General features: G+C 40.4%; 18 protein-coding genes. 14 read left to right on the top strand and 4 right to left on the bottom strand.

The features are described 5' to 3' along the window. The first annotated feature begins 125 nt into the window (after nucleotides 1-125). The 3 genes from guaB to AC6I5B_RS12085 all read left to right on the top strand — a co-directional run bounded on the left by guaB (nucleotide 126) and on the right by AC6I5B_RS12085 (nucleotide 4,434). Nucleotides 126-1,580 carry an IMP dehydrogenase gene (guaB, locus tag AC6I5B_RS12095; protein ID WP_004611383.1) on the top strand — a complete coding sequence of 485 codons (1,455 nt, stop codon included), beginning with the start codon at nucleotides 126-128 and terminating at the stop codon, nucleotides 1,578-1,580. Between the two features lie 252 nt (nucleotides 1,581-1,832). Next, complete coding sequence (locus AC6I5B_RS12090; protein WP_044986611.1) at nucleotides 1,833-2,228, top strand: hypothetical protein; 396 nt, start codon at nucleotides 1,833-1,835, stop codon at nucleotides 2,226-2,228. Continuing rightward, nucleotides 2,212-4,434 carry a glycoside hydrolase gene (locus AC6I5B_RS12085; RefSeq protein ID WP_497773370.1) on the top strand — a complete coding sequence of 741 codons (2,223 nt, stop codon included), beginning with the start codon at nucleotides 2,212-2,214 and terminating at the stop codon, nucleotides 4,432-4,434. The genes AC6I5B_RS12090 and AC6I5B_RS12085 overlap by 17 nt, the downstream gene beginning before the upstream one ends. A gap of 307 nt (nucleotides 4,435-4,741) precedes the next feature. On the opposite strand, the gene AC6I5B_RS12080 is transcribed toward AC6I5B_RS12085, so the two are convergent. From AC6I5B_RS12080 to AC6I5B_RS12065, 4 genes are all read right to left on the bottom strand, one after another. After that, entirely contained in the window at nucleotides 4,742-4,978 is a 237-nt protein-coding gene (locus AC6I5B_RS12080; RefSeq protein ID WP_005341369.1) for a helix-turn-helix domain-containing protein, read from the bottom strand. A gap of 233 nt (nucleotides 4,979-5,211) precedes the next feature. Next, complete coding sequence (locus tag AC6I5B_RS12075; RefSeq protein WP_497773369.1) at nucleotides 5,212-6,405, bottom strand: site-specific integrase; 1,194 nt, start codon at nucleotides 6,403-6,405, stop codon at nucleotides 5,212-5,214. 78 nt (nucleotides 6,406-6,483) lie between these two features. Continuing rightward, nucleotides 6,484-6,687, bottom strand: coding sequence for an excisionase (locus AC6I5B_RS12070; RefSeq protein ID WP_015527885.1), 204 nt, complete (start codon nucleotides 6,685-6,687; stop codon nucleotides 6,484-6,486). Then, nucleotides 6,687-7,748, bottom strand: a complete 1,062-nt coding sequence (locus AC6I5B_RS12065) for a replication initiation factor domain-containing protein (RefSeq protein ID WP_497773771.1) — start codon at nucleotides 7,746-7,748, stop codon at nucleotides 6,687-6,689. The genes AC6I5B_RS12070 and AC6I5B_RS12065 overlap by 1 nt, the downstream gene beginning before the upstream one ends. 496 nt (nucleotides 7,749-8,244) lie before the next feature. Between AC6I5B_RS12065 and AC6I5B_RS12060 the strand changes: the two genes are divergently transcribed. The 11 genes from AC6I5B_RS12060 (at nucleotide 8,245) to AC6I5B_RS12010 (ending at nucleotide 20,218) form a co-directional block, all read left to right on the top strand. After that, nucleotides 8,245-8,916, top strand: a complete 672-nt coding sequence (locus tag AC6I5B_RS12060; RefSeq protein WP_087213576.1) for a helix-turn-helix domain-containing protein — start codon at nucleotides 8,245-8,247, stop codon at nucleotides 8,914-8,916. 307 nt (nucleotides 8,917-9,223) lie between these two features. Beyond that, nucleotides 9,224-9,640, top strand: coding sequence for a hypothetical protein (locus tag AC6I5B_RS12055; protein ID WP_117468503.1), 417 nt, complete (start codon nucleotides 9,224-9,226; stop codon nucleotides 9,638-9,640). A 469-nt stretch (nucleotides 9,641-10,109) separates the two neighbouring features. Further along, nucleotides 10,110-10,490 (top strand): hypothetical protein, encoded by a 381-nt coding sequence (locus AC6I5B_RS12050; protein WP_226799356.1) that lies wholly within the window; start codon nucleotides 10,110-10,112, stop codon nucleotides 10,488-10,490. 40 nt (nucleotides 10,491-10,530) lie between these two features. After that, nucleotides 10,531-10,863 carry a DUF5720 family protein gene (locus tag AC6I5B_RS12045; RefSeq protein ID WP_005341391.1) on the top strand — a complete coding sequence of 111 codons (333 nt, stop codon included), beginning with the start codon at nucleotides 10,531-10,533 and terminating at the stop codon, nucleotides 10,861-10,863. 187 nt (nucleotides 10,864-11,050) lie between these two features. Further along, nucleotides 11,051-11,959 carry a ParM/StbA family protein gene (locus AC6I5B_RS12040; RefSeq protein ID WP_044912250.1) on the top strand — a complete coding sequence of 303 codons (909 nt, stop codon included), beginning with the start codon at nucleotides 11,051-11,053 and terminating at the stop codon, nucleotides 11,957-11,959. Next, entirely contained in the window at nucleotides 11,956-12,246 is a 291-nt protein-coding gene (locus AC6I5B_RS12035) for a hypothetical protein (RefSeq protein WP_006426993.1), read from the top strand. Before AC6I5B_RS12040 ends, AC6I5B_RS12035 begins: the two co-directional genes overlap by 4 nt. 154 nt (nucleotides 12,247-12,400) lie before the next feature. After that, entirely contained in the window at nucleotides 12,401-12,952 is a 552-nt protein-coding gene (locus AC6I5B_RS12030; protein ID WP_497773368.1) for a hypothetical protein, read from the top strand. A gap of 70 nt (nucleotides 12,953-13,022) precedes the next feature. Continuing rightward, nucleotides 13,023-14,318 carry a DNA (cytosine-5-)-methyltransferase gene (gene dcm / locus AC6I5B_RS12025; protein ID WP_055247004.1) on the top strand — a complete coding sequence of 432 codons (1,296 nt, stop codon included), beginning with the start codon at nucleotides 13,023-13,025 and terminating at the stop codon, nucleotides 14,316-14,318. Nucleotides 14,319-14,320: 2 nt separating this feature from the next. Continuing rightward, nucleotides 14,321-15,277: an amidoligase family protein gene (locus AC6I5B_RS12020; RefSeq protein ID WP_006426990.1), complete on the top strand. Its 957-nt coding sequence runs from the start codon at nucleotides 14,321-14,323 to the stop codon at nucleotides 15,275-15,277. A 12-nt stretch (nucleotides 15,278-15,289) separates the two neighbouring features. After that, nucleotides 15,290-15,772 (top strand): gamma-glutamylcyclotransferase family protein, encoded by a 483-nt coding sequence (locus AC6I5B_RS12015; RefSeq protein WP_497773367.1) that lies wholly within the window; start codon nucleotides 15,290-15,292, stop codon nucleotides 15,770-15,772. Between the two features lie 69 nt (nucleotides 15,773-15,841). Beyond that, on the top strand, nucleotides 15,842-20,218 hold the full coding sequence (locus AC6I5B_RS12010) for a SpaA isopeptide-forming pilin-related protein (protein ID WP_497773366.1): 4,377 nt from the start codon (nucleotides 15,842-15,844) through the stop codon (nucleotides 20,216-20,218). Nucleotides 20,219-20,249 lie beyond the last annotated feature (31 nt).

Here is a 20,249-nt window from a genome sequence, read left to right as displayed (position 1 = left end):
TCTTTTTTGTAATATAACACTACCTTATAAAAAACGTTTATATAAGGAATTATTTATAAGTATTCCTTATTAGTGTATTATTATACAATAATCAGACCAAAAAGAGAAAGAGAGGATGAAAGATCATGGGAAAAATTATTGGAGAAGGTATTACATTTGATGATGTACTGTTAGTACCTGCATATTCAGAGGTAATTCCAAACCAAGTAGATTTATCAACTAATTTAACTAAAAAAATCAGATTAAACATTCCGATGATGAGCGCAGGCATGGATACTGTAACAGAACACCGTATGGCAATTGCGATGGCTCGTCAGGGAGGTATTGGTATTATCCATAAAAATATGTCGATTGAACAGCAGGCAGAAGAAGTCGACAAGGTAAAACGTTCAGAAAATGGTGTCATCACAGATCCATTTTCGTTGTCACCAGAGCATACACTGCAAGATGCAGATGATTTGATGGGAAAATTCCGTATTTCGGGTGTACCTATCACAGAGGGGAAAAAATTAGTTGGTATTATTACGAACCGTGATTTAAAGTTTGAAGAAGATTTTACAAAGAAAATCAAAGAATCAATGACTTCAGAAGGATTGATTACTGCACCGGAAGGCATCACTTTGGAAGAAGCAAAGAAAATCCTCGCAAAAGCAAGAAAAGAAAAATTACCGATCGTAGATAAAGATTTTAACTTAAAAGGTCTTATTACAATCAAAGATATTGAAAAGCAGATCAAATACCCATTGTCAGCAAAAGATGAACAAGGACGTCTGTTATGTGGTGCGGCAGTTGGAATTACAGCAAACTGCGTAGAACGTGTGGATGCGCTTGTAAAGGCTCATGTGGATGTTGTTGTTATGGACTCAGCACATGGACACTCTGCGAATGTAATCAGAACAGTGAAGATGGTAAAAGAAAAATATCCGGATCTTCAGGTGATTGCAGGTAATGTGGCAACAGGAGAGGCAGCAAGAGCTTTGATTGAAGCTGGAGTAGATGCGGTGAAGGTTGGTATCGGACCTGGATCCATCTGTACAACACGTGTTGTTGCAGGTATCGGTGTGCCACAGATTTCAGCAATCATGGACTGCTATGAGGCAGCAAAAGAAGCTGGAATTCCAATCATCGCAGATGGTGGTATCAAATATTCAGGTGATATGACAAAGGCGATAGCAGCAGGTGCCAATGTATGTATGATGGGAAGCATTTTTGCGGGATGTGATGAAAGCCCTGGAACATTCGAATTATTCCAAGGAAGAAAATATAAAGTGTACCGTGGTATGGGATCTATTGCAGCGATGGAGAACGGAAGTAAAGACCGCTATTTCCAGACAGATGCAAAGAAACTGGTTCCGGAAGGAGTAGAAGGTCGTGTCGCATACAAAGGAACAGTAGAAGATACTGTGTTCCAGCTTATGGGAGGTCTTCGCTCTGGTATGGGTTATTGTGGAACGCCTACGATTGAAGATTTGAAAGAAGAAGGAAGATTTGTAAAAATTTCTGCAGCTTCTTTGAAAGAAAGTCATCCACATGATATTCATATTACAAAAGAAGCACCAAACTATAGTGTAGATGAATAAAAGAATTATGTAAAAAATAGATTGCGTATTAGCGCAATCTATTTTTTATGTGTGCCGAGCATAGAAATTTGCTTCATTTTACAAAAAAAGTACAAAATCCTAAAAAAAGTTCATACCTGAAAACAAGAAATAAAAAAGATGATAATATACCTCAAAAAAATCCTAATAGCAAATTTTGATTTTGTGATACGTTTATCGTATCAGAATAAAATTAGGAGGAAAAGAGGATATGAAAAGAAAAAAAGGTATCAATTGATAGCCGGAGCAACAGTACTTTCAATGTGTGTATCACTTGTAAATCCAGTTGTCTATGCAGAAGAGTCTAAGCAGGATGCAAAGGTGAGCGCAGGGGATATCAAATTGAATCCAGAGGTTCATTATCAGACTTTAAAAGGGTGGGGAACTTCTCTTTGCTGGTGGGGCAACATTATCGGTTCATGGGGAGATGCTGATTACAATAATAATGGCACTCCTGACAGAGAGGAGATTGCGGAGTTAGCATTTTCACCGGAATATCTCAATCTGAATATTGTAAGATACAATGTAGGAGGCGGAGATAAAGAAGATACAAGTATCAAACGATGTGAAGGAATTGTTCCAGGATGGACAGAAGACATGACTGGTAAGAAAGATGGAACAGGCAAATGAGTACCGTAAAGATGAAAAGGATATCATCAATGAAGTATTTTCTAATTCTCCACCGTATTATATGACAAAGTCAGGTACATCTACCGGTGGGTGGAATGCAGAAAACAATCTGAAAGAGGAATGCTATGATGATTTTGCGACATATATGGCAAGAGCAACAAAGTGGATTGACAATAATCTAGAAGAAAAATATGGAACTGGCGTAACATATGTAGAACCAATGAATGAGCCGGATACAAGCTATTGGGCAGCCGGAAGTACGAAACAGGAAGGATGTACATTTGCACCGGGAAAAGCACAATCTGAGATGTTCCGGCAGATGCAGACTGCACTAGATGAAGAGGGACTAGATAATGTGCAGATTACAGGAACAGACGAAACAGCACTCTGGAATGCAAACAACTCTTTCTATAAGTTGGAAGACGACGTGAAAGAGAATATGACAACAATTGGCGCTCATACATATGGTGGAAATGACAGTGAGAGAAAGACTCTTTTACACACAGCAAAATCGTATGATAAAGATTTGTGGATGTCAGAGGTTACCAAAGGAGGAGGAGCTCATTGGGAAGGATCTCATGACAGCATGGATGCAGTAAATGCAAAATCGCAAAGTGAAGGCATTATGGCAGACTTAAAATATATGCAGCCGACAGCGTGGATTGCATGGCTTGTGGCGGACAGCGAATATGAATGTTTGCAGACAAATTCTAACTGGGGATTGCTGCATGCTGTATTTGAAAAAGACGGACAGCCGGTTCCGGATTATCACACAAACCTTGTAGATGAAAACGGAAATCGAAAAGACGGCGTTCCGGGCGAAGGATACTGGGCAGTGACTAAACAGTTCTATACAATGATGCAGTATAGTAAATATTTAAAAGCCGGATATACGATGATTGATATTGCAGATGGAAATATGTGTGCTGCAGTTTCGCCAGATGGAGACGAGATTGTCATTGTAGCTCAGAATTTTGGAAATGACAGAACAACAACAGTAGATTTATCCGATTTAAATGGACCGGCAACAGCAGAAGTTTATCAAACATCTGATGCAAAAAGCTGTGAAAAAGTTGAGACACAAGATGTAACAGACGGCGTATTAGATATCACACTTCCAAAAAATTCTGTGACAACTTATGTGATTCAGGCAGAAGACGGAAGTGCACTGTGCAGTATGGAAAACTATGCAAATATCGTGGGGGCAGATGTTGTAAAACCGGAAGAAGACTGGACATCTGATAGAAACAAGTTTACATATGAAGGTTCATGGGGAGAATCAGCAGATGAATTTGGCGGTGGAAAATATACAACAAGCGCAGGAACGTCTGTCACATTTACTTTCGAAGGAGAGCAGGCTGCAATTTATGGAACAAAGGGTTCTGAAGCAGGAAAAGTATTAGTTTCTGTAGATGGCGGTGAGGCGAAAGAAGTAGATCTTTCCGGGAACGGAAAAGATGGAGATGCACTCATTTATTACACAGGAAAATTGGAAAATGCAAAGCACACAGTTATGATTTCAAAGGCAGAAGGACATGAAGAAAAGCTGCTGGAAATCAATCATGCAAAAGTGATTCACGGAGAATTTATCGAACAGGCAGAAGGTGTGGAATCATCGGGAACTGTATTTACAGTAAGCGGTGTGAGACCGATTCTTCCGGATAAGGTAAAGGTGGTATCCAATCAAGGAAATATAACAGAAAAAGCAGTTGTATGGGATGTGGAAGGACAGGACTTTACATCTGACGTGAAACTTACAGGTTCTGTGGAAGGAACAGATAAAAAAGGAACAGTAGATGTGAAAATTGTTCCAGAGCATATGGCATACTATATCGACTGTAACAGTCCGAAATCTCCGGCATACGCATCAGTAGATGCATATGCAGATTTGTTAAATGAAGTTCCGGATCAGGCATATGAAAAAGATGCTTGGGGCTATGTGGAAACTTATGGTGCACACGATACGGACGAATCAAATTTAAAAGACGCTTATGAGACAGGATGGTGGGCAAAAGAAGGACAGTCCATTCAGTATACAATTCCATTAGAAAAAGGTAGTTACAAAGTAGAATTTGGATTTAAAGAATGGTGGAAAGATTATAACTCAAGCCGTCCAATGAAAGTTTCTATGGTACAGGGAGAAACAAAAACAGAACTAGGTACAACAAATACATGGAATGGTGGTAAAATGGAGTACAGTTTATAGTAGTGTATAGCGTGTACCAAGTTATAATTATGGGGTTGAAAATAACAGTATACACAGATAATGTGGAAAAATGTGTATGACGTTTATATAGAAAATAACATTGAAAAAGAAATTCAAGAATGGGTAAATTCATTAAATTTAAAATAGAATAATAATTACATGAGTGACAGAAGATAAGAATCTGAATTCCCTGTCACTTTTATATTATTTGATAAGAAAAAAGAACTGGTTTATATCCGATAAGAATATAGACTGGTTCTTATTTTTAATATGCTATTATATACACAGGGAGTCGGGGAATGTCGAACTATAGCAAGCCGGAAAAGAAAGCATTGATATCGGTATGAAAGAGTTTTGCAAGTGCAACTAATTCAGATGCCTTAATGTTCATGCGATTTGTTTCCAGTTTGGCATAGGTACTTTTGGTGATGGAGATACCCATAAGATTTAATTTTGCAACTACTTGGTCTTGAGTCATATTGTTTTTATATCGAATTGCTTGGATATTTTTACCAATATCCATATCTGGTCTAATCTTTTGCATAATGATGAACTCCCCTTATAAAATAAAAAGATTCGTAATACAGAAATATATATATTGATTTATAGTAAATTATATATGTCTTTTTGACTATCTTTTTATATCTTCTTAAATGTCCGCAAAGCCTTATTTTATAGGCTCTACGGGCATTTTGCTTTTGTGGTAAACCTCACATATCTAGGTCTATCTTCTTATATTTTCTCTATCAAACGTGGTTAAAATCGTGGTAAATACTTCTATGCAATTAGACGCTGAACCTCTGATTTCGCGGTATCTATGGACGCATGAGCGTACCAATTCATTGTGATACTAATGTTGGAATGTCCCATGATATACTGTAAATCTTTTGGGTTCATGTTCTTGCTTGCCAGCCTTGTGCAGAACGTATGGCGTAGCGTATGCGGTGTGATATGTGGCAAGGGATTGTCCTTATGGTACTTGTTATATTTCTTTACCATACGGACAACAAGCATATTGTAATCAATCGCAACTTTGGGCTTGCCTTTATGATTGACAAATAGAAAGTTGCCCCGTCCGTCTATCACAAATGGTTCTGCCTTTGGGCGTTTTTTCATAACCCGTTGAAATGCCTGTATTGTTTCTCTGCTTAATGGCACTTGCCTTATTCCGCTCTTTGTTTTAGGCGTTTCAATGTAATAGCCTTGTTCCTTGCTCTTTAGTAACTGGTGGTCGATTATCACAACTTCATTCTTGAAATCAATATCGGCTACTGTCAGTCCGCACAGTTCCGAGATACGAAGTCCTGTTTTTAATAATATCAGCACATCATCATAATGCTTGTGATACACATTGTCCATCTTGATAAATGAGAGTAAGGCTTGTTCTTGTTCCTCTGTCAATGCGACTTTCTCTTTGGTATCATTTTCTAGGACTTCACTTAACTTGAAATCAAAAGGGTTTTTCCTTACACAATCGTCTTGTATGGCGATATAGAATGACGCTTTTAACGAGCGTTTATGGTTGTTAATGGTGTTATAGGAAAAGCCTTTGTCTTTCATGCGTAAAGCCCATTCTTTAGCGTCAGAGGGTTTGATTGTATCAATGCTCCTAGCACCTAACTTGTCCTTTTTCAATAACCGCATGAGCTGTTCCCGTTGTTTTATTGTGCTTTTCTTCACGTTTGCCCTCTGTGCGTTCTGTTTGGCGTAGAGTTGGCAAAGTGTCATTTTCTTGCCTGTGCTGTCGATACCGTCCTCAACATCTCGTCTTATCTGCTGTTCCAGTTCTCGAAGTGAGGGTTTTTCCCGTTTTCCCTTTGGTGTCGGGTCTGTGGGTGTCAATCTCCAAGCATACACATATTTTGTGTTTCCAAATGCGTCTACATATTTATATAAGTATTTCCCGTCTGTTCGTTGGCTCTCTCCAGTATGCAGGATACGACCTTTGTTATCCCGTCTTTTTTCTTTCATGGTGTCTGCTCCTTTCCTTGTTGGAAAGAGCCTTGATATGACTTGTGTTCATCATAACACATACAAGGCTCATTTGCATTAGATTGCGTTCAATTTGTCAATGACCTGTTCAAATTGTCGGCGTTTAATCTGTATGCGGTTGCCATTCATAATGAACCAGCCAGCGTCCTTGTTTTCCTCTGCCAATCGTCTTAACTTGTTTTCTCCGATACGGAAATACCTTGACGCTTCTTCAATGGTAAGGGTGTATTTTTCCCATACAGGAATATCGTTGTTATTCATCAGATACCCCCTTTCCCATGTTTCGTGTCATACTGGATATAGGGAATAAGGTCGGTGCGGTTTATCCTCTGTAAATGAGCGGTTAATTTACTGGAAAGGGAATTGCTGTATCTTGCCTTATCAAGCATAGTTCCCACTTTTTCCAGTCCACCTAATGCGTCATGTTCTTCCAAGAAGTAAAAACTTTTGACAGCGGAAATCACGCCACCCTCTGTGAGCCATTGCTGTGTTTCTTCAAGGGAATTTTGCTGTTTTGGTACTTGCAGTTTTAAGACTTCCACAGCCCCTAAAAAGCGTTCCCAAAACCGACAAGTTTTCCACCTGCTCTTATTACTTTCGTTTCTGTTTGGTACGACAAAGCGTAGGTTGTTTGCCAATAGCCCGAAAGCCAGTTCTCCAAGTTCCAGCGGTCTGTCATTGAATGTCATGGCAAAAGCATGAGCCTTATCATCACGCAGTTGCATTTCTGTCCGTTTCCAACTGCCGACTTCCTCAAGCGTCTTATTATGTTTTGAACAGACTTCCTTATCCTTATCATAAAAGCGATAGGACAATCCCGATTTTCCAGCACCGATATAAACAGTCTTTGCGGTGTCGAAATCATCAAACTTGCTTTCGTCAAAGTGGTAGCCCTCACTATTAGAAATAAATTCCTCTTTTTCGCATTTCTTCTTTATCTGCTCTATGGTAAAGAATGGCTTTTCGTTCTTATCATCAATGGCAATATCAAGTCTTGTGAAATGGAAGTTATCCAGTCCGTATCTTCGCTCACAGCGTCGGAACATATCACCAAAGGTATAATTCCTACTGTCGAGAATACGGAAAATATCATCACAACCTCTGCCAGTCATAACAAGATAACAGCCTAGCCCTTGTGGGTTATCCTCTGTCTTTCTTGCGTCCCCCGATACATAAATATCTCCAATCTGCCAGCGTGCTTGATAGGTTTTGTATTTAACGCTTGCCGGATAGACATTGAAAAGGTCAGTCGGTAAACCTAAAATGTGCATGATGACATCTTCTGCGGTTGCAGTATCAAATACAATACTGATGTAATCAATCTTAACGGATAAATTTTTGTGTGTAGTTATAGTGCATTACTCCTTTCGTACTTCCCGTTTTTTTGCGGGGTAAAAATCGTGTTTTGTCCTTTATTTATCACAGTTTCTAGGTACTATGACATGTATGCGCAGGGCGGTGTTACATATACGCCCTATGCGTTCGCCGAAAGGCGTTCCCTTTCTTCCTGTGTCTGATCCGTTCTTAACACTCACGAGCCTTGTAAGGCTCGTGGCTAAACGGAACAGCCCCAGTCAGAAACCCGATTTTCAGTCTGATAGTCCATGCCTTTTCATGCTATCAAAGTGAAAATATATATTTTATATGCTTATTCAAGCTTGTGATTGACCCTAGCGTGCTTAATCACTCTATCTGATACGATAATAACGTCATTAGAATTACTTGTCAAGAAGTTTTTATTGACTTTTGGATATATATTAAGTATGATATGCTTATAAATACCAAGAAAAGCAACGAAAGGAGCGGTTGTACTAAGTTATGGAGGGTTATATAAAGAAAATCAGTTTCTTAGGAGAGAACATACAAACCATAAGAAAACACAGGAAAATGAAACAACAGGAGCTTGCGGACAAAATCGGTATCAATATGCAGAGCCTTTCCAAGATTGAACGTGGTGTGAATTATCCTACCTTTGATACGTTGGAAAAGATAATGGACGTGCTAGGAGTAACGCCCAATGAATTATTGTCGGGAGAATGGAAGTATATCGACCACACCGAGCCATATATCATGGACGTTATCAAACGGGAACAGGATTTTAATGTTTCTTTAGATTATCTGTCTGAAAATGAATTTTTCAATGACGAAAGAGAATGTAGATTTTACATGGAATATAAACTCATACAGTATATTCATAACTACATTACCAATGAGGTTACGGAGTTGGAAGAACTTATGGAAATCAAGCAGTTGATACAGCGTCAGAAATTGGAACGCATGATGAAAGTGCATAAGGAAATGCGAGGTTTAGACCGATACAGAGAACAGCCCAAAGAATATAAATACCACGACCCTTATGATGATTGGATATTCCGTCAGCTTGCGGATATTGACAACAGAAACAATATTCCCGACACTTCCCCACAATCAGATTTCAATGAGGCGGACTATGATGATTATCTAAAGGAGAAATGGAACAGAGGACTTTGATTTTCCTCTTGCATAAAAAATACAGCAAATAAAAAGCCCAGTAAAGAGTGCAAAGCACCACCAATGGTGGCAAGCTCTTGACAGGGCTTTTTCTTTTCTGTGGTGGGTAATCAAGAGGAAGAAAGAAAAAGTGTGTATTTTCAATGCAGAAAATATTTAAAGGGTATGCTGATTTTTATTGTGGCGGATATATGGAACTGTTATAATATGGTATGAAGAAAAGGACAAATTAGAAGTTTAATTATATATAATTCTAATCTTGATAGAATTAAAGAGTTACTTTTAAAATATATAGGGAAAACAATTGATGTTGTTGATTAATGAAGTGAAAGAAGGTTGGAGTATGGGTTTTTTATTTGGAAGAAAAAAGAAAGAAAAAAAGCATGAGGTGATAAGCATTTCGGGAACACAATTGTGTGATCTTTTAACAAAAGCTGTATCGTTGGCTACTGAAGACGTAGAAGCAAAGTGTTATAGTACTGGACCAGAAATAATGTTTGAGTATAATGGAAATGTTCATTTTATGGGAATTAAGTATGATAAAAAAAGAGCAAAAACTGAGAAAAGAATTACATTTTCAAATGAATTGATGACAGTGTATATTGATAAACAATCTTTTTCTACAGTGGAAGAATTGCGTATGCAGGCAACGATTGACGGTGAATTTCTATCAAATATCTCAGCAGGAATTATTGTAGCCCCTGAATATAATGAATTGTTATAAAATCAGTATAGACATTATGGAAGATTAGTAATGATGATGAGAAGTTACGAGGTATAGCAATGGGATGATATGCTGTATCAAGCCGTATTGAAATGATTACACTTGCTATTTTATCAACGGCTATTTTATCAAGTATATTGGGGAAATAGCAAGAAATTCCAGTTTGACAATTTCATATCCATGCACACAAAGCAGTTAGTCTTAGGATTGACTGCTTTTAAAAAGACACCATTTAGGTGTAATGGTGTCTTTTGGGTGTTATTATAATGGTCATATCAAGGCTCATTCAATCGTGGTAAATTCGTGGTAAAATGAATGATTTTCTATACTGCAAAATACTTGAAAGTATAGTGTTTATGCGGATAATCAAAAATTAGATATAAAATTTCTAAAGAATTTAAATTTTATAATGTTTCGTAATAAGGAATTATTTTTAACAGGAAGAGGTAAAAGTATAATGGATGTGGAGATGGAAAAGAGAAAATTTTTAAATCTATGTGGCAAAAGAGATCGAGCATTATTGTCAGGTGAAAAAAGAATGACATTGGGGGATATGGAACGATTGACATATCTGACAGAATTTTTTGAACTGGAGAACTATGGAATCGCCTTATGGAAAGAATTTGGTGATGATGTAAAAGAGCCATTTGAAGCGATGATGAAAATGTTAGATGAGCCGGAGTGCATAGAAGATCGATGGCTTGATGACGAAGCAAAAGGGGAAAAGTGGTTGTTAGAATTTCAGGAACTGGCATTAACGGAAGAATACAGGGAATGGATTCGAAATTATATCGATAAAAAATATGAAGAAAGAGGATTACCATATCCGACAGGAGCAGACTTCGATTAAGAGGTCTGCTTTTTTCTGGTCTTTTGGGAGGTGATAAGAGGTGGAAGTAAGTATTTATGAACTCTTGGCGGCAGCAAGAGAATCGGCTAAATCTGATTATATAAAAGGGGACAGCATTTTGTGTGAGAAGAGATTTCATCCAGATACCCATTACATGGTAGAAATAGAACTGCTGAAAAATGATAACAAGCTGGGAAAAAAGGGCAATTATATACGGAAGTTTTTGACAGAACCGGAGTATCTTCCCATTTTACAAAAGCAGGAAAAACATCTCATAAAAATAAAAAGACAGGCAATTGTTCAAAAAGGAAACTTGCGATATATCCCTCCCCCGGACAGGCTGGACCGCCGCCGGGAGAGGGATCTTTTATAACCGGCTGGGAAGGAACAGTAGTGTTCCTCTGGCGATAGTGGTATAAAAAAACCAGATTTTCCGCAGGTTTTGGGACGCTGGAACATAGAAAAGTGTTCACGAATGGCACTTTTGCAACGATCCGTTGCAGCAGTGACAACATTTTTGACCTTACGTTAAACAGAAAAAATGAAAGGATGTGATTGCGATAATCATAGGAATTGATCATGGCTATTATGCCATTAAAACAAGACAAGTGTCTTTCCCAAGTGGAATTATTGGGTATGATTACGAGCCGTATACCATGCAGAATGTTCTGCAATATCAAGGAAAGTATTATGTCTGCGGTACGGGAAGACAGACGCTGGTAAAAAATAAAACGTCCAATGATAATTATTATCTGCTGACGTTGGCAGCCATTGCAGAAGAAATCAAGCATCGGAAAGCGGAACGAAAGACAGAGGTAATTCTGGCTGTTGGACTTCCGCTTTCAAGTTTTGGAAGAGAGAAACAGGGATTCAGGGAGTATCTGTTGCGGAAAGAGCAGCCAGTGCGATTTTTATATGAAAGTGAGTTATATGAGATAACAATAAAAGATGTGAAACTGTTCCCACAGGGATACTCTGCGCTTGCTCTGCATCCAGAGTATCTGAAGAATGAACCGTCTGTTCTGCTTGTTGATATTGGTGGCTGGACCGTTGACCTTATGAGGCTGGACAATGCTGTTCCGAATGCAGCAACGTGCAGAAGTCTGGAACTTGGAGTAATCCGATGTATTGATGAGACAGCAGAACAAGTGCGTAGAAATACCGGACTGTCTGTGACAGAAACTCAAATTGAGCGTGTGCTTCGGAGGGAATCTTGCAGTATGGCAGAGGAGGCCAGACGGATCATACAGGAAAACGGACGGAAATATATAGAAAGAATACTGTCTGCGGTGACAGAATCCGGGTTTGATCTCCGGGCAGTACCCACCGTATTTATGGGGGGAGGCTCCGCAATTTTAAAACGCCACGTGACCGCACAGGACGCGATTTGCCGCCCCGTTTTTATAGAGGACGTCCATGCCAACGCAACAGGGTATGAACGGATTGTAGAGCAGATGTGGACGAGATGACACGCCCGGTATATTCGTTCCGCCCGAACCTGAAAAATCCAGAACACCAGAGGGCATGGGAGAAATTTCAAAGTGTTCCAGAAGGGCAGAAAAGCCAGTATCTGGTTCAGGCAATTCTGGAAAAAGAGGATCGGAAATGGATGGAAGAAGTCATTCAAAAGACGATAAAAGAAAGTGTTCGGGAATTAGGAATATGTGGCACTACGGAACAATTGAAAACGAAACCATCATCGGAAGAAATACCAGATCAGATGATGGATTTTCTATCTCAAATGGAAAATTTGTAAAGGGGGTGAGGCCTATGATTGCACGATACATACATTGTTGGATCTGCTAGGGGTAAGGCAAGAAATGCATCGATATCTTTGGTGGGTATTGTGAATAGCTTTCCATGCGGCTTTGGAGTATGTTGTGTGTAGCAAAAGTGAAAGGAGAAAGGTTATGGCAGAGATGAAAAATATCTGCGGAAAGATCCCGATGGACTTACATGAGAAAGTAAGAGAAGAGATTGAACTCACAGAAAGCAGCACACAAAAATTTTTACAACAGGTCATTGAAGAACATTTCAACAGAGTGGAAGGAAAAGGAGAAATAAGCATGGGAGCAGTAAGAACAGTAGCAGTACAGGTATCAGAGGAATTATTCCAGAGATTAAAAGTAGTCGTCGGAAAGAAACACATGAAACAGAAAGACTTCTTAATTCAGATTATAGAAGAAGCACTGGAAAAGGTAGAGGTCGAATGGCAAAGCAAAGAGCAGCCTGAAGAATCCGAACAGACAACTGGAGAATTGGGAACAGAAGAAACTCAACCGGAAGAAAGAACTGAGCCGGAAAGGGAAAGTGAACCAGAAGAGGAAGCCGAACCGGATGGAGAAAGTGAACCGAAAGAGGAAAACAAACCAGAAGGGGAAAGTGAACCGGAAGAGGAAACTGAACCAGAAGGAGAGACTGATCCGGAAGAATCCAAAGCAGAAGAACCAACAGAATGGTAACCAATTGATACAGAATAACGAAGGGCGGTATGAGAGATCATGCCGCCTGTTTTTATCAGCAAAAAGGAGGTTGATAGCCGCAACCATTCAATTTTTTGATCTCTTTAGCGGAATCGGGGGATTTCGTGAAGGCTTAAGACGGGCAGGAAACTTTGTCTGTGTCGGACATTGCGAGGTGGATACTTATGCGGATAAGAACTACCGATTGCTGTTTGATACGGAAGGGGAGTGGTATTGTAATGACGCAAGAACAATCGAACCAGAACGAATGCCAGATTTTGATTTACTCTGTGCAGGATTTCCTTGCCAGGCATTCTCTATCGCCGGAAAGCGAGAAGGATTTGCAGATGCAAGAGGAACTCTCTTTTTTGAAATTGCCCGGATTCTTGAAGCTAAAAGACCCTCGTATTTTATCCTTGAAAATGTTCCCGGTTTGTTATCGCATGACAAAGGCCGGACGTTTTGCACCATCCTCAGTACGCTTTCTGAACTGGGGTACCATGTCGAATGGAAAGTGCTTAACAGCAAGGATTTCGGAGTCCCCCAAGCAAGAAAACGGGTGTATATTGTCGGATATTTTGATTTCCGATGTGCCGGAAAAGTATTACCTGAACCAGAAACAAATGGAGCAGCTCTTGTTCAAGTCCGGGCAGGAAGTCAGGGGAAAAGAGTCTACAGTCCCAAAGGACTAAGCTGTACCCTGACATCACAGGCAGGTGGAATGGGCGGCAAGACAGGATTATATGATGTAGGTGTTCCAATCAAAGAGAATACAAAGCTCGGCTACAAACTTGCAAGAGAAGGGGACAGCATCGATCTGGGTTATGCGAATCTCAACAGCAGGAGAGGAAGAGTCGGACACCAGATCGCACATACCCTGACAACAGGTGTTCAACAGGGAACGCTGCACTTTGTCGATCTTTCACCTCCGCCGGTGGTAACGGAAGAATGCAGAAGCCTGAATACCAGACAATGCGGTGTCCACAAATACAAAGGAGAATGTTCTGGTGTATTAGCAGAGGATGGAGCAAGAGCAGTCTTAACACCAGCAAAAGAGAATGTTCGTCAGAACGGCAGACGTATGAAAGAACCCGAAGAACCGATGTTTACAATTACTGCAACCGATCGTCATGGCATCTTGTATCACGGCAGAATAAGAAGGTTAGTTCCGAGGGAATGTCTGCGACTGCAGGGTTATTACGACTGGCAGATTGATAAGATCATAGACAGCACTTCTGACGCACAGCTTTATAAACAGGCTGGAAACGGAGTAACTGTCAATGTTATCGAGGCAATTGGCAGATTGTTACAAAAGGCAGACTCCGAACTTAACACACAGAAAGTGTCTGAGAAAGGAATCCATTAGGCATGATCGGAATAAAAGACCAATACTTTGGCACAGAAATCGAAATGACAGGGATTACCAGACAACGTGCTGCAGAAGTTGTTGCTGAAATGTTTGGAACAGAAGCATATTATGACGGCACTACTTATGGAGTCTGGTCAGTGATAGATCTGGAAGGAAAAAAGTGGAAATTTATGTCTGATGGGAGCATTTATACACAACGGAAAGTATACGGTCGAATTGTAGACGCAGGTGGAGAATATTCAACAGAAATGGTATCACCGAAATTATCCTATGATGAAATGGGAAAGTTACAGGAAGTAGTACGATGTCTGCGACAGCATGGAGGTTTTGTAAATGAGTCCTGTGGTCAGCATGTTCATGTAGATGCATCGAATCATACACCGCAGAGTCTGAAAAATGCACTGACAATTATGTATGCAAAGGAAGATATCCTGTTCAAAGCACTGAAAGTGCAGGAGAGAAGAGCAAATAGTTATTGTCAGAGGGTGCGACCGGAGGTATTGGAGAAAATCCGAAAAATACCAAATAAATCAATCACAATGGACCGAGTAAGAAATGTCTGGTATGGAGGCAGGGATGGAAGTCATACCCATTATGATCATACCCGTTATTATGCTCTGAATCTTCATGCTGTGTTTTCCAAGGGAACTTTGGAATGGCGTTGTTTTGAAAGCACACTACATGCAGGAAAGGTGAGAGCAAATATTACACTGGCATTAGCCATTTCCGCACAGGCAATCAATCAGAGATCGACACAGATGAAAAAGACACTGATATCAGAAAACCCGGCATTTACATTTCGTACATTTTTATTGAGACTTGGGTTAATTGGAGACGAATATAAAAATGTTCGAAAACATCTGCTGGCAAATCTGGATGGTGATCTTGCGTGGAGATATGATAAAAGCACGTATGAGTGTCTGAAGAAAAATCAAAGGACAGAAGGAGTCAGATAGAGGTGAGAAAAAATGAAAGATAGATATTACTTCGCTTATGGCAGCAACATGAATCTGGAGCAGATGAAGTACAGGTGTCCGGCTGCGGAAGTTGTGGAAAACGTCCGGCTTGAAAATTATCGGCTGGCATTTCGGGGAAGGGCTCCGGGCAATGGGGTAGCAACGGTACTGCCGGAAAAGGGAAGCTGTGTCGAAGGAGTCTTATGGAAAATCACAGAAGCGTGTGAGAAGAGTCTGGATTTTTATGAAGGATTCCCAAGTTTTTATAGGAAAGAATCGATTCAGGTAAAAAATCAGGATGGAATGGAGAAAGAGGTGTTTGTATATATGATGAACGCTCCGCACAAAGATGTTCCGGCAAGACCATCGCAGTTTTATCTGGATGGAATTCTGGAAGGATATAAGGATAACCAGATTTCAACAGATTCTGTCATGGAAGCGGTGAAGCGTACCAGACAGGAAGTGAAAAAAGAAAAAAATCGATATACAAGATAAAACGTACCGCAGAGGAAACATCTTCTGCGGTATTTTACTGAAAAAATCTATTTTAGGAAGGAAAAGCACATGAAGGTTAGAAAATTGAAGACCAGAATCGCTGCTTTTGGACTGGCTGTCCTGATGGGCATCAGTACTTTAAGCAGTGCGAATGCGTTTGCGGCCGAACAGACAGGCTCGGAACAGCAGACGGAAGTACAGGTATCTGAACAGGCGGTAACAAATCAGAAAGATACATCAGTTACAGCAGATGATATCACAAAAGCGGTTTCGGATGAAACATTTGCAGTGGAAACCAGTATGGAAGGAATCCATTATGATGCAGAAAAAGAAGATGTTGCGATTGTAAGTATCAAAGATGTGAATGGTGGAGAGTATCATTCAGACAAAGCAGGAACATATATTGCAACTTATATGGTCGTTCCAAAAGATAAGAGTGACAGCTATATCATCACCCGGAAAGTGACTCTGACAGATACCGAAGGACAGGCACATTCCGAAGAGAATGGTGGAGAGAAACAGAAGTCAGATACAGAATCTGAAAATGATTCGGATTCGCCTGTGCAGAACTACACAGATGTAGAAATTGAAACATCCGAAGAAGATGCATCTGCACAGGCAGTCAAAGAACTGAAAGAGGACATCGAAGAGGGAAATGTGATGGTATTGTCTGCGGCTGAAAGAGCTACAAGCAGCGGTTCCACAGTTACATTGACAAAGGGGCGAACCATTTATTATCCAAGCTATATTGGAAATTATCTTACTTGCCTGTTCACAGTCAATGGAAAGATCGCATACTGTCTCCAGTCCCAGAAAGCATCCCCACCGAGTGGAAGTTATGTAGCACAGGTACTGGACAGCAATAAAAATTTGCAGAAAGTTCTTTATTATGGTTATGGCGGGGCAGGAGATCTGACAGGAAGTTATCTGGCTGGAAAAACGGAAGATGAAAAGTATGTGTATACACACATTGCAGCCAGCTACGCTTATGCAGGAGAAGCCGGATTTACCGGATGTAATTATAATGACCTTGTAAATGCAGGGGTTATCGCATATATCAATTATCTGTTCGGACAGGAAGAACCGCCAAAAGGTGAACTGAGCCTTTCAAGCACAAAGCTGAATGCAGTACGGGATGGAAACATCCAGAAAACACCAAATATCACACTGTCTGGAGATCACAGAAACTATGTGACATTGAGTGTACCGGAAAATGTGACTGCACATAATCTTTCCAAAGGAACAAGTGTTACAAATGGAAAAATCCAGATTTATGGTGGAGATACATTCTATCTGTCTGCGGATTTATTACTGACAGGCAGTTATGCTTCCGGCAACTTATATGGTTCTGTCGGAAAGACATGGAGAACGCTGGTGCTGACAACCGGAGATTCTAAGCAGGATATCGGTGTATTTGAAAGCGAAATAGCAGCTCCGGTAAGTTTCAGTGTACAGTGGCTGAATATGACACGCATTGAACTTATGAAGAAAGACGTCAATACACAGAATCCACTGTCAGGAGCAGTTTATGGTATTTATACTGATAAGAAGTGTGAAAACCTGCTGATGACAATGTCAGCAACCGGAACAGACGGAAAAGCAGTCAGCGATTATTTTGATTCTGCACTGAAAACTGTGTATGTAAAAGAGGTTACTGCCCCAACAGGGTACAAACTGAATACAGAAGTATATAAAGTGGATGTTGCAGCCGGTAAGACATTGACGGTAACAGCAACGGATGAGAGGGTCACTGGAAAAGTAAAGATTGCAAAGATTGATAAGGAAACATTTGCATTCCAGCCACAGGGAGACGGCGCTCTTCGAGGTGCTGTGTATGGTCTGTATGCCAAAGAAGATATCGTGCATCCGGATGGAACAACAGGAGTTCTGTATAAACAGGACAGCCTGATCGCGCAGGGAGTCATCGGAGATGATGGAACACTGGAGTTTTCAGAATTATACCTTGGAGAAATGTATGTAAAAGAAATCACTCCACCGGAAGGATATACACTGGATACTACAAAATATGAAGTATCCGTAACTTATGAAGGTCAGGATGTTGCAGAAGTGACAAGAGACCTTACGGTAAAAGAGCAGGTAAAGAAACAGGCATTCCAGTTGATCAAAGTCAGTGAAGATGGAGAGCAGACAGAAACAGACCTGGTTGCAGGAGCAGGATTTAAGGTATATCTGATCAGCGACCTGACACAGGTGAAAAATGGGAAACTGAAACCGTCCAATGGAGAAAGCTATACAGCAAGTGATTTCAAGAATTATGACTTCAGCAAAGAGCAGGTTGCAGTTACTTATGAGAACGGAACCGCCGTACCAGTACCGGAACTGATCACTGATACCAAAGGATATGCAGTCAGCCCGGAACTGCCGTATGGAAGTTATGTTGTAGTGGAAAGCACTACCCCGGAGAATCTGAAAACCATTGATCCATTTGTTGTAAATGTGGAAAATGACAGCAGAGAACCAATGCAGTGGAGAGTATTTGATGACCGTCCGTTTGAATTCTTGTTGAAAATTGTAAAGAAGGATGCACAGACTGGAAATACGGTTTTAAAGGCTGGTGCTTCTTATAAGATTTACGATGTGACAAATAAGAAATATGTGGAACAGGTTGTTCAGTATCCGAAGAAAGAAAAGATCAGTGTATTCGAAACAAACGAGGAAGGATATCTGATCACACCGCAGGAACTGAAGTGCTCTACCTATCGAATCGAAGAAGTGAAAGCACCGGAAGGATTTGTAAGACAGGGAAGCGAAGAGTCCCTGTATGATGGAACAACGATTATTTCACCATTAGAGCAGACTACAAAAGGAACATATAAAGAAAATCCACAGAGCGGTATTGTAATTACAGTATCCTCAAACACTGCACATCAGATTGATCCAGATACAGGAGCAGCGATTGTAGAGGTAGAACAGAAAAACGATGAACAGGTAGGAAGCCTGCTCCTGACGAAAAAGGGAGAACAGCTTACCGAAGTAACAGGAGATTCTGTTCTGGCAAAAGTAAAAGCACTGGTCTCTAAAGTAAGAAATGCTGTATCTGGTAAAGAAGAAACAGGTATTTATAAAGGCTTTAAATATGAAGAAACCGGAGTAGAAGGTGCCCAGTTCGAAGTATATGCCAAAGATACCATCTATTCACCGGACGGAGCAAAGGACGAAGAAGGGAATCCGCTTGTCCGCTACGAAAAAGATGATTTGGTAGCCAAACTGACTACAGACGAAAAGGGAATGGCAGTACTCAACAACCTGCCACTGGGAACTTATTATCTGAAAGAAGTTGTGGCAGGAGAGAATTTTGTTCTGAATACCGAACAGAAAGAATTTACCCTGACAGCCGAGGATGATACACAGGCAGTTGTTTATGAAGGAGTTACTTACAAAAACGAGAGACAGAAGGTGTCCGTATCGGTAGAAAAGAAGGATTCTGTTACAGGAGAAAAACTGGAAGGAGTCATCTTCGGACTGTATGCCGGGGAAGATATTGTTTCCAATCAGGGAGAAGTTCTTGTAGAGAAGGATACTCTGCTGGAAAAGAAAGCAACTGATAAGAATGGGAATCTGACTTTTGACAGTGACCTTCCACATGGAAAATATTATGTCAAAGAGGAAGTCAGAAAAGACGGATATCTTCCGAACGAGGAAGTATGGAAAGTAGATGCATCCTACGAAAACCAGAATCTTGAAAAGATTGTACTGAGTAAAGAAGTTGAGAACCAGCCGACCGAGACACGGATCACCAAGACAGATGCAACAACCGGAAATGAGCTGGAAGGAGCAAAACTGCAGGTCATTGATAAAGACGGAACTGTTTTGGAAGAGTGGATCAGTACGAAGGAAGAACATGTCATTTACGGACTGCCGGAAGGAAGTTATACCTTACATGAAGAACTGGCTCCTTATGAAGATGGTTATGTGTCTGCCAGCGATGTGACGTTTGAAGTCAAAGAAGATGGCAGTGTGACAAAGGTTGAGATGAAAGACGAATATTCCAAAGTGGAAATTTCAAAAATAGACCTAACAACCGGAAAAGAACTGGAAGGGGCAAAGCTTCAGATCATCCGCAAAGACGGAACTGTTTTGGAGGAGTGGATTACGGATGGAAAGCCACATTCCGTTGCAAAGCTCCCGGTCAATGAAGAACTTACTCTGCGTGAGATCACAGCGCCGGATGGTTACGAGATTGCGGAAGATGTTACATTCACATTGAAAGATACAATGGAAGTCCAGAAAGTAGAAATGAAAGATGCCAGAACACCGGAGAAAACAACAGAAAAAACAAATGCACCAAAAACAGGTGATAACCAGAAAGTATGGCCGTTTGTTCTGCTTGCACTGGCATCTGCCGGAACAGCTACAGGAGTGACTGTATACCGCAGAAAGAAGTCAAAAATAACAGACAACAAAGAAGAAACAGAAGAAAAATAAAATAAAAATTACAGGATAAACCAATCTGACA

The sequence above is a fragment of the Faecalimonas nexilis genome, assembly GCF_059731825.1.
Note: the sequence above shows the minus strand (reverse complement) of the source record. Positions and strands in the feature narration are given on the sequence as shown.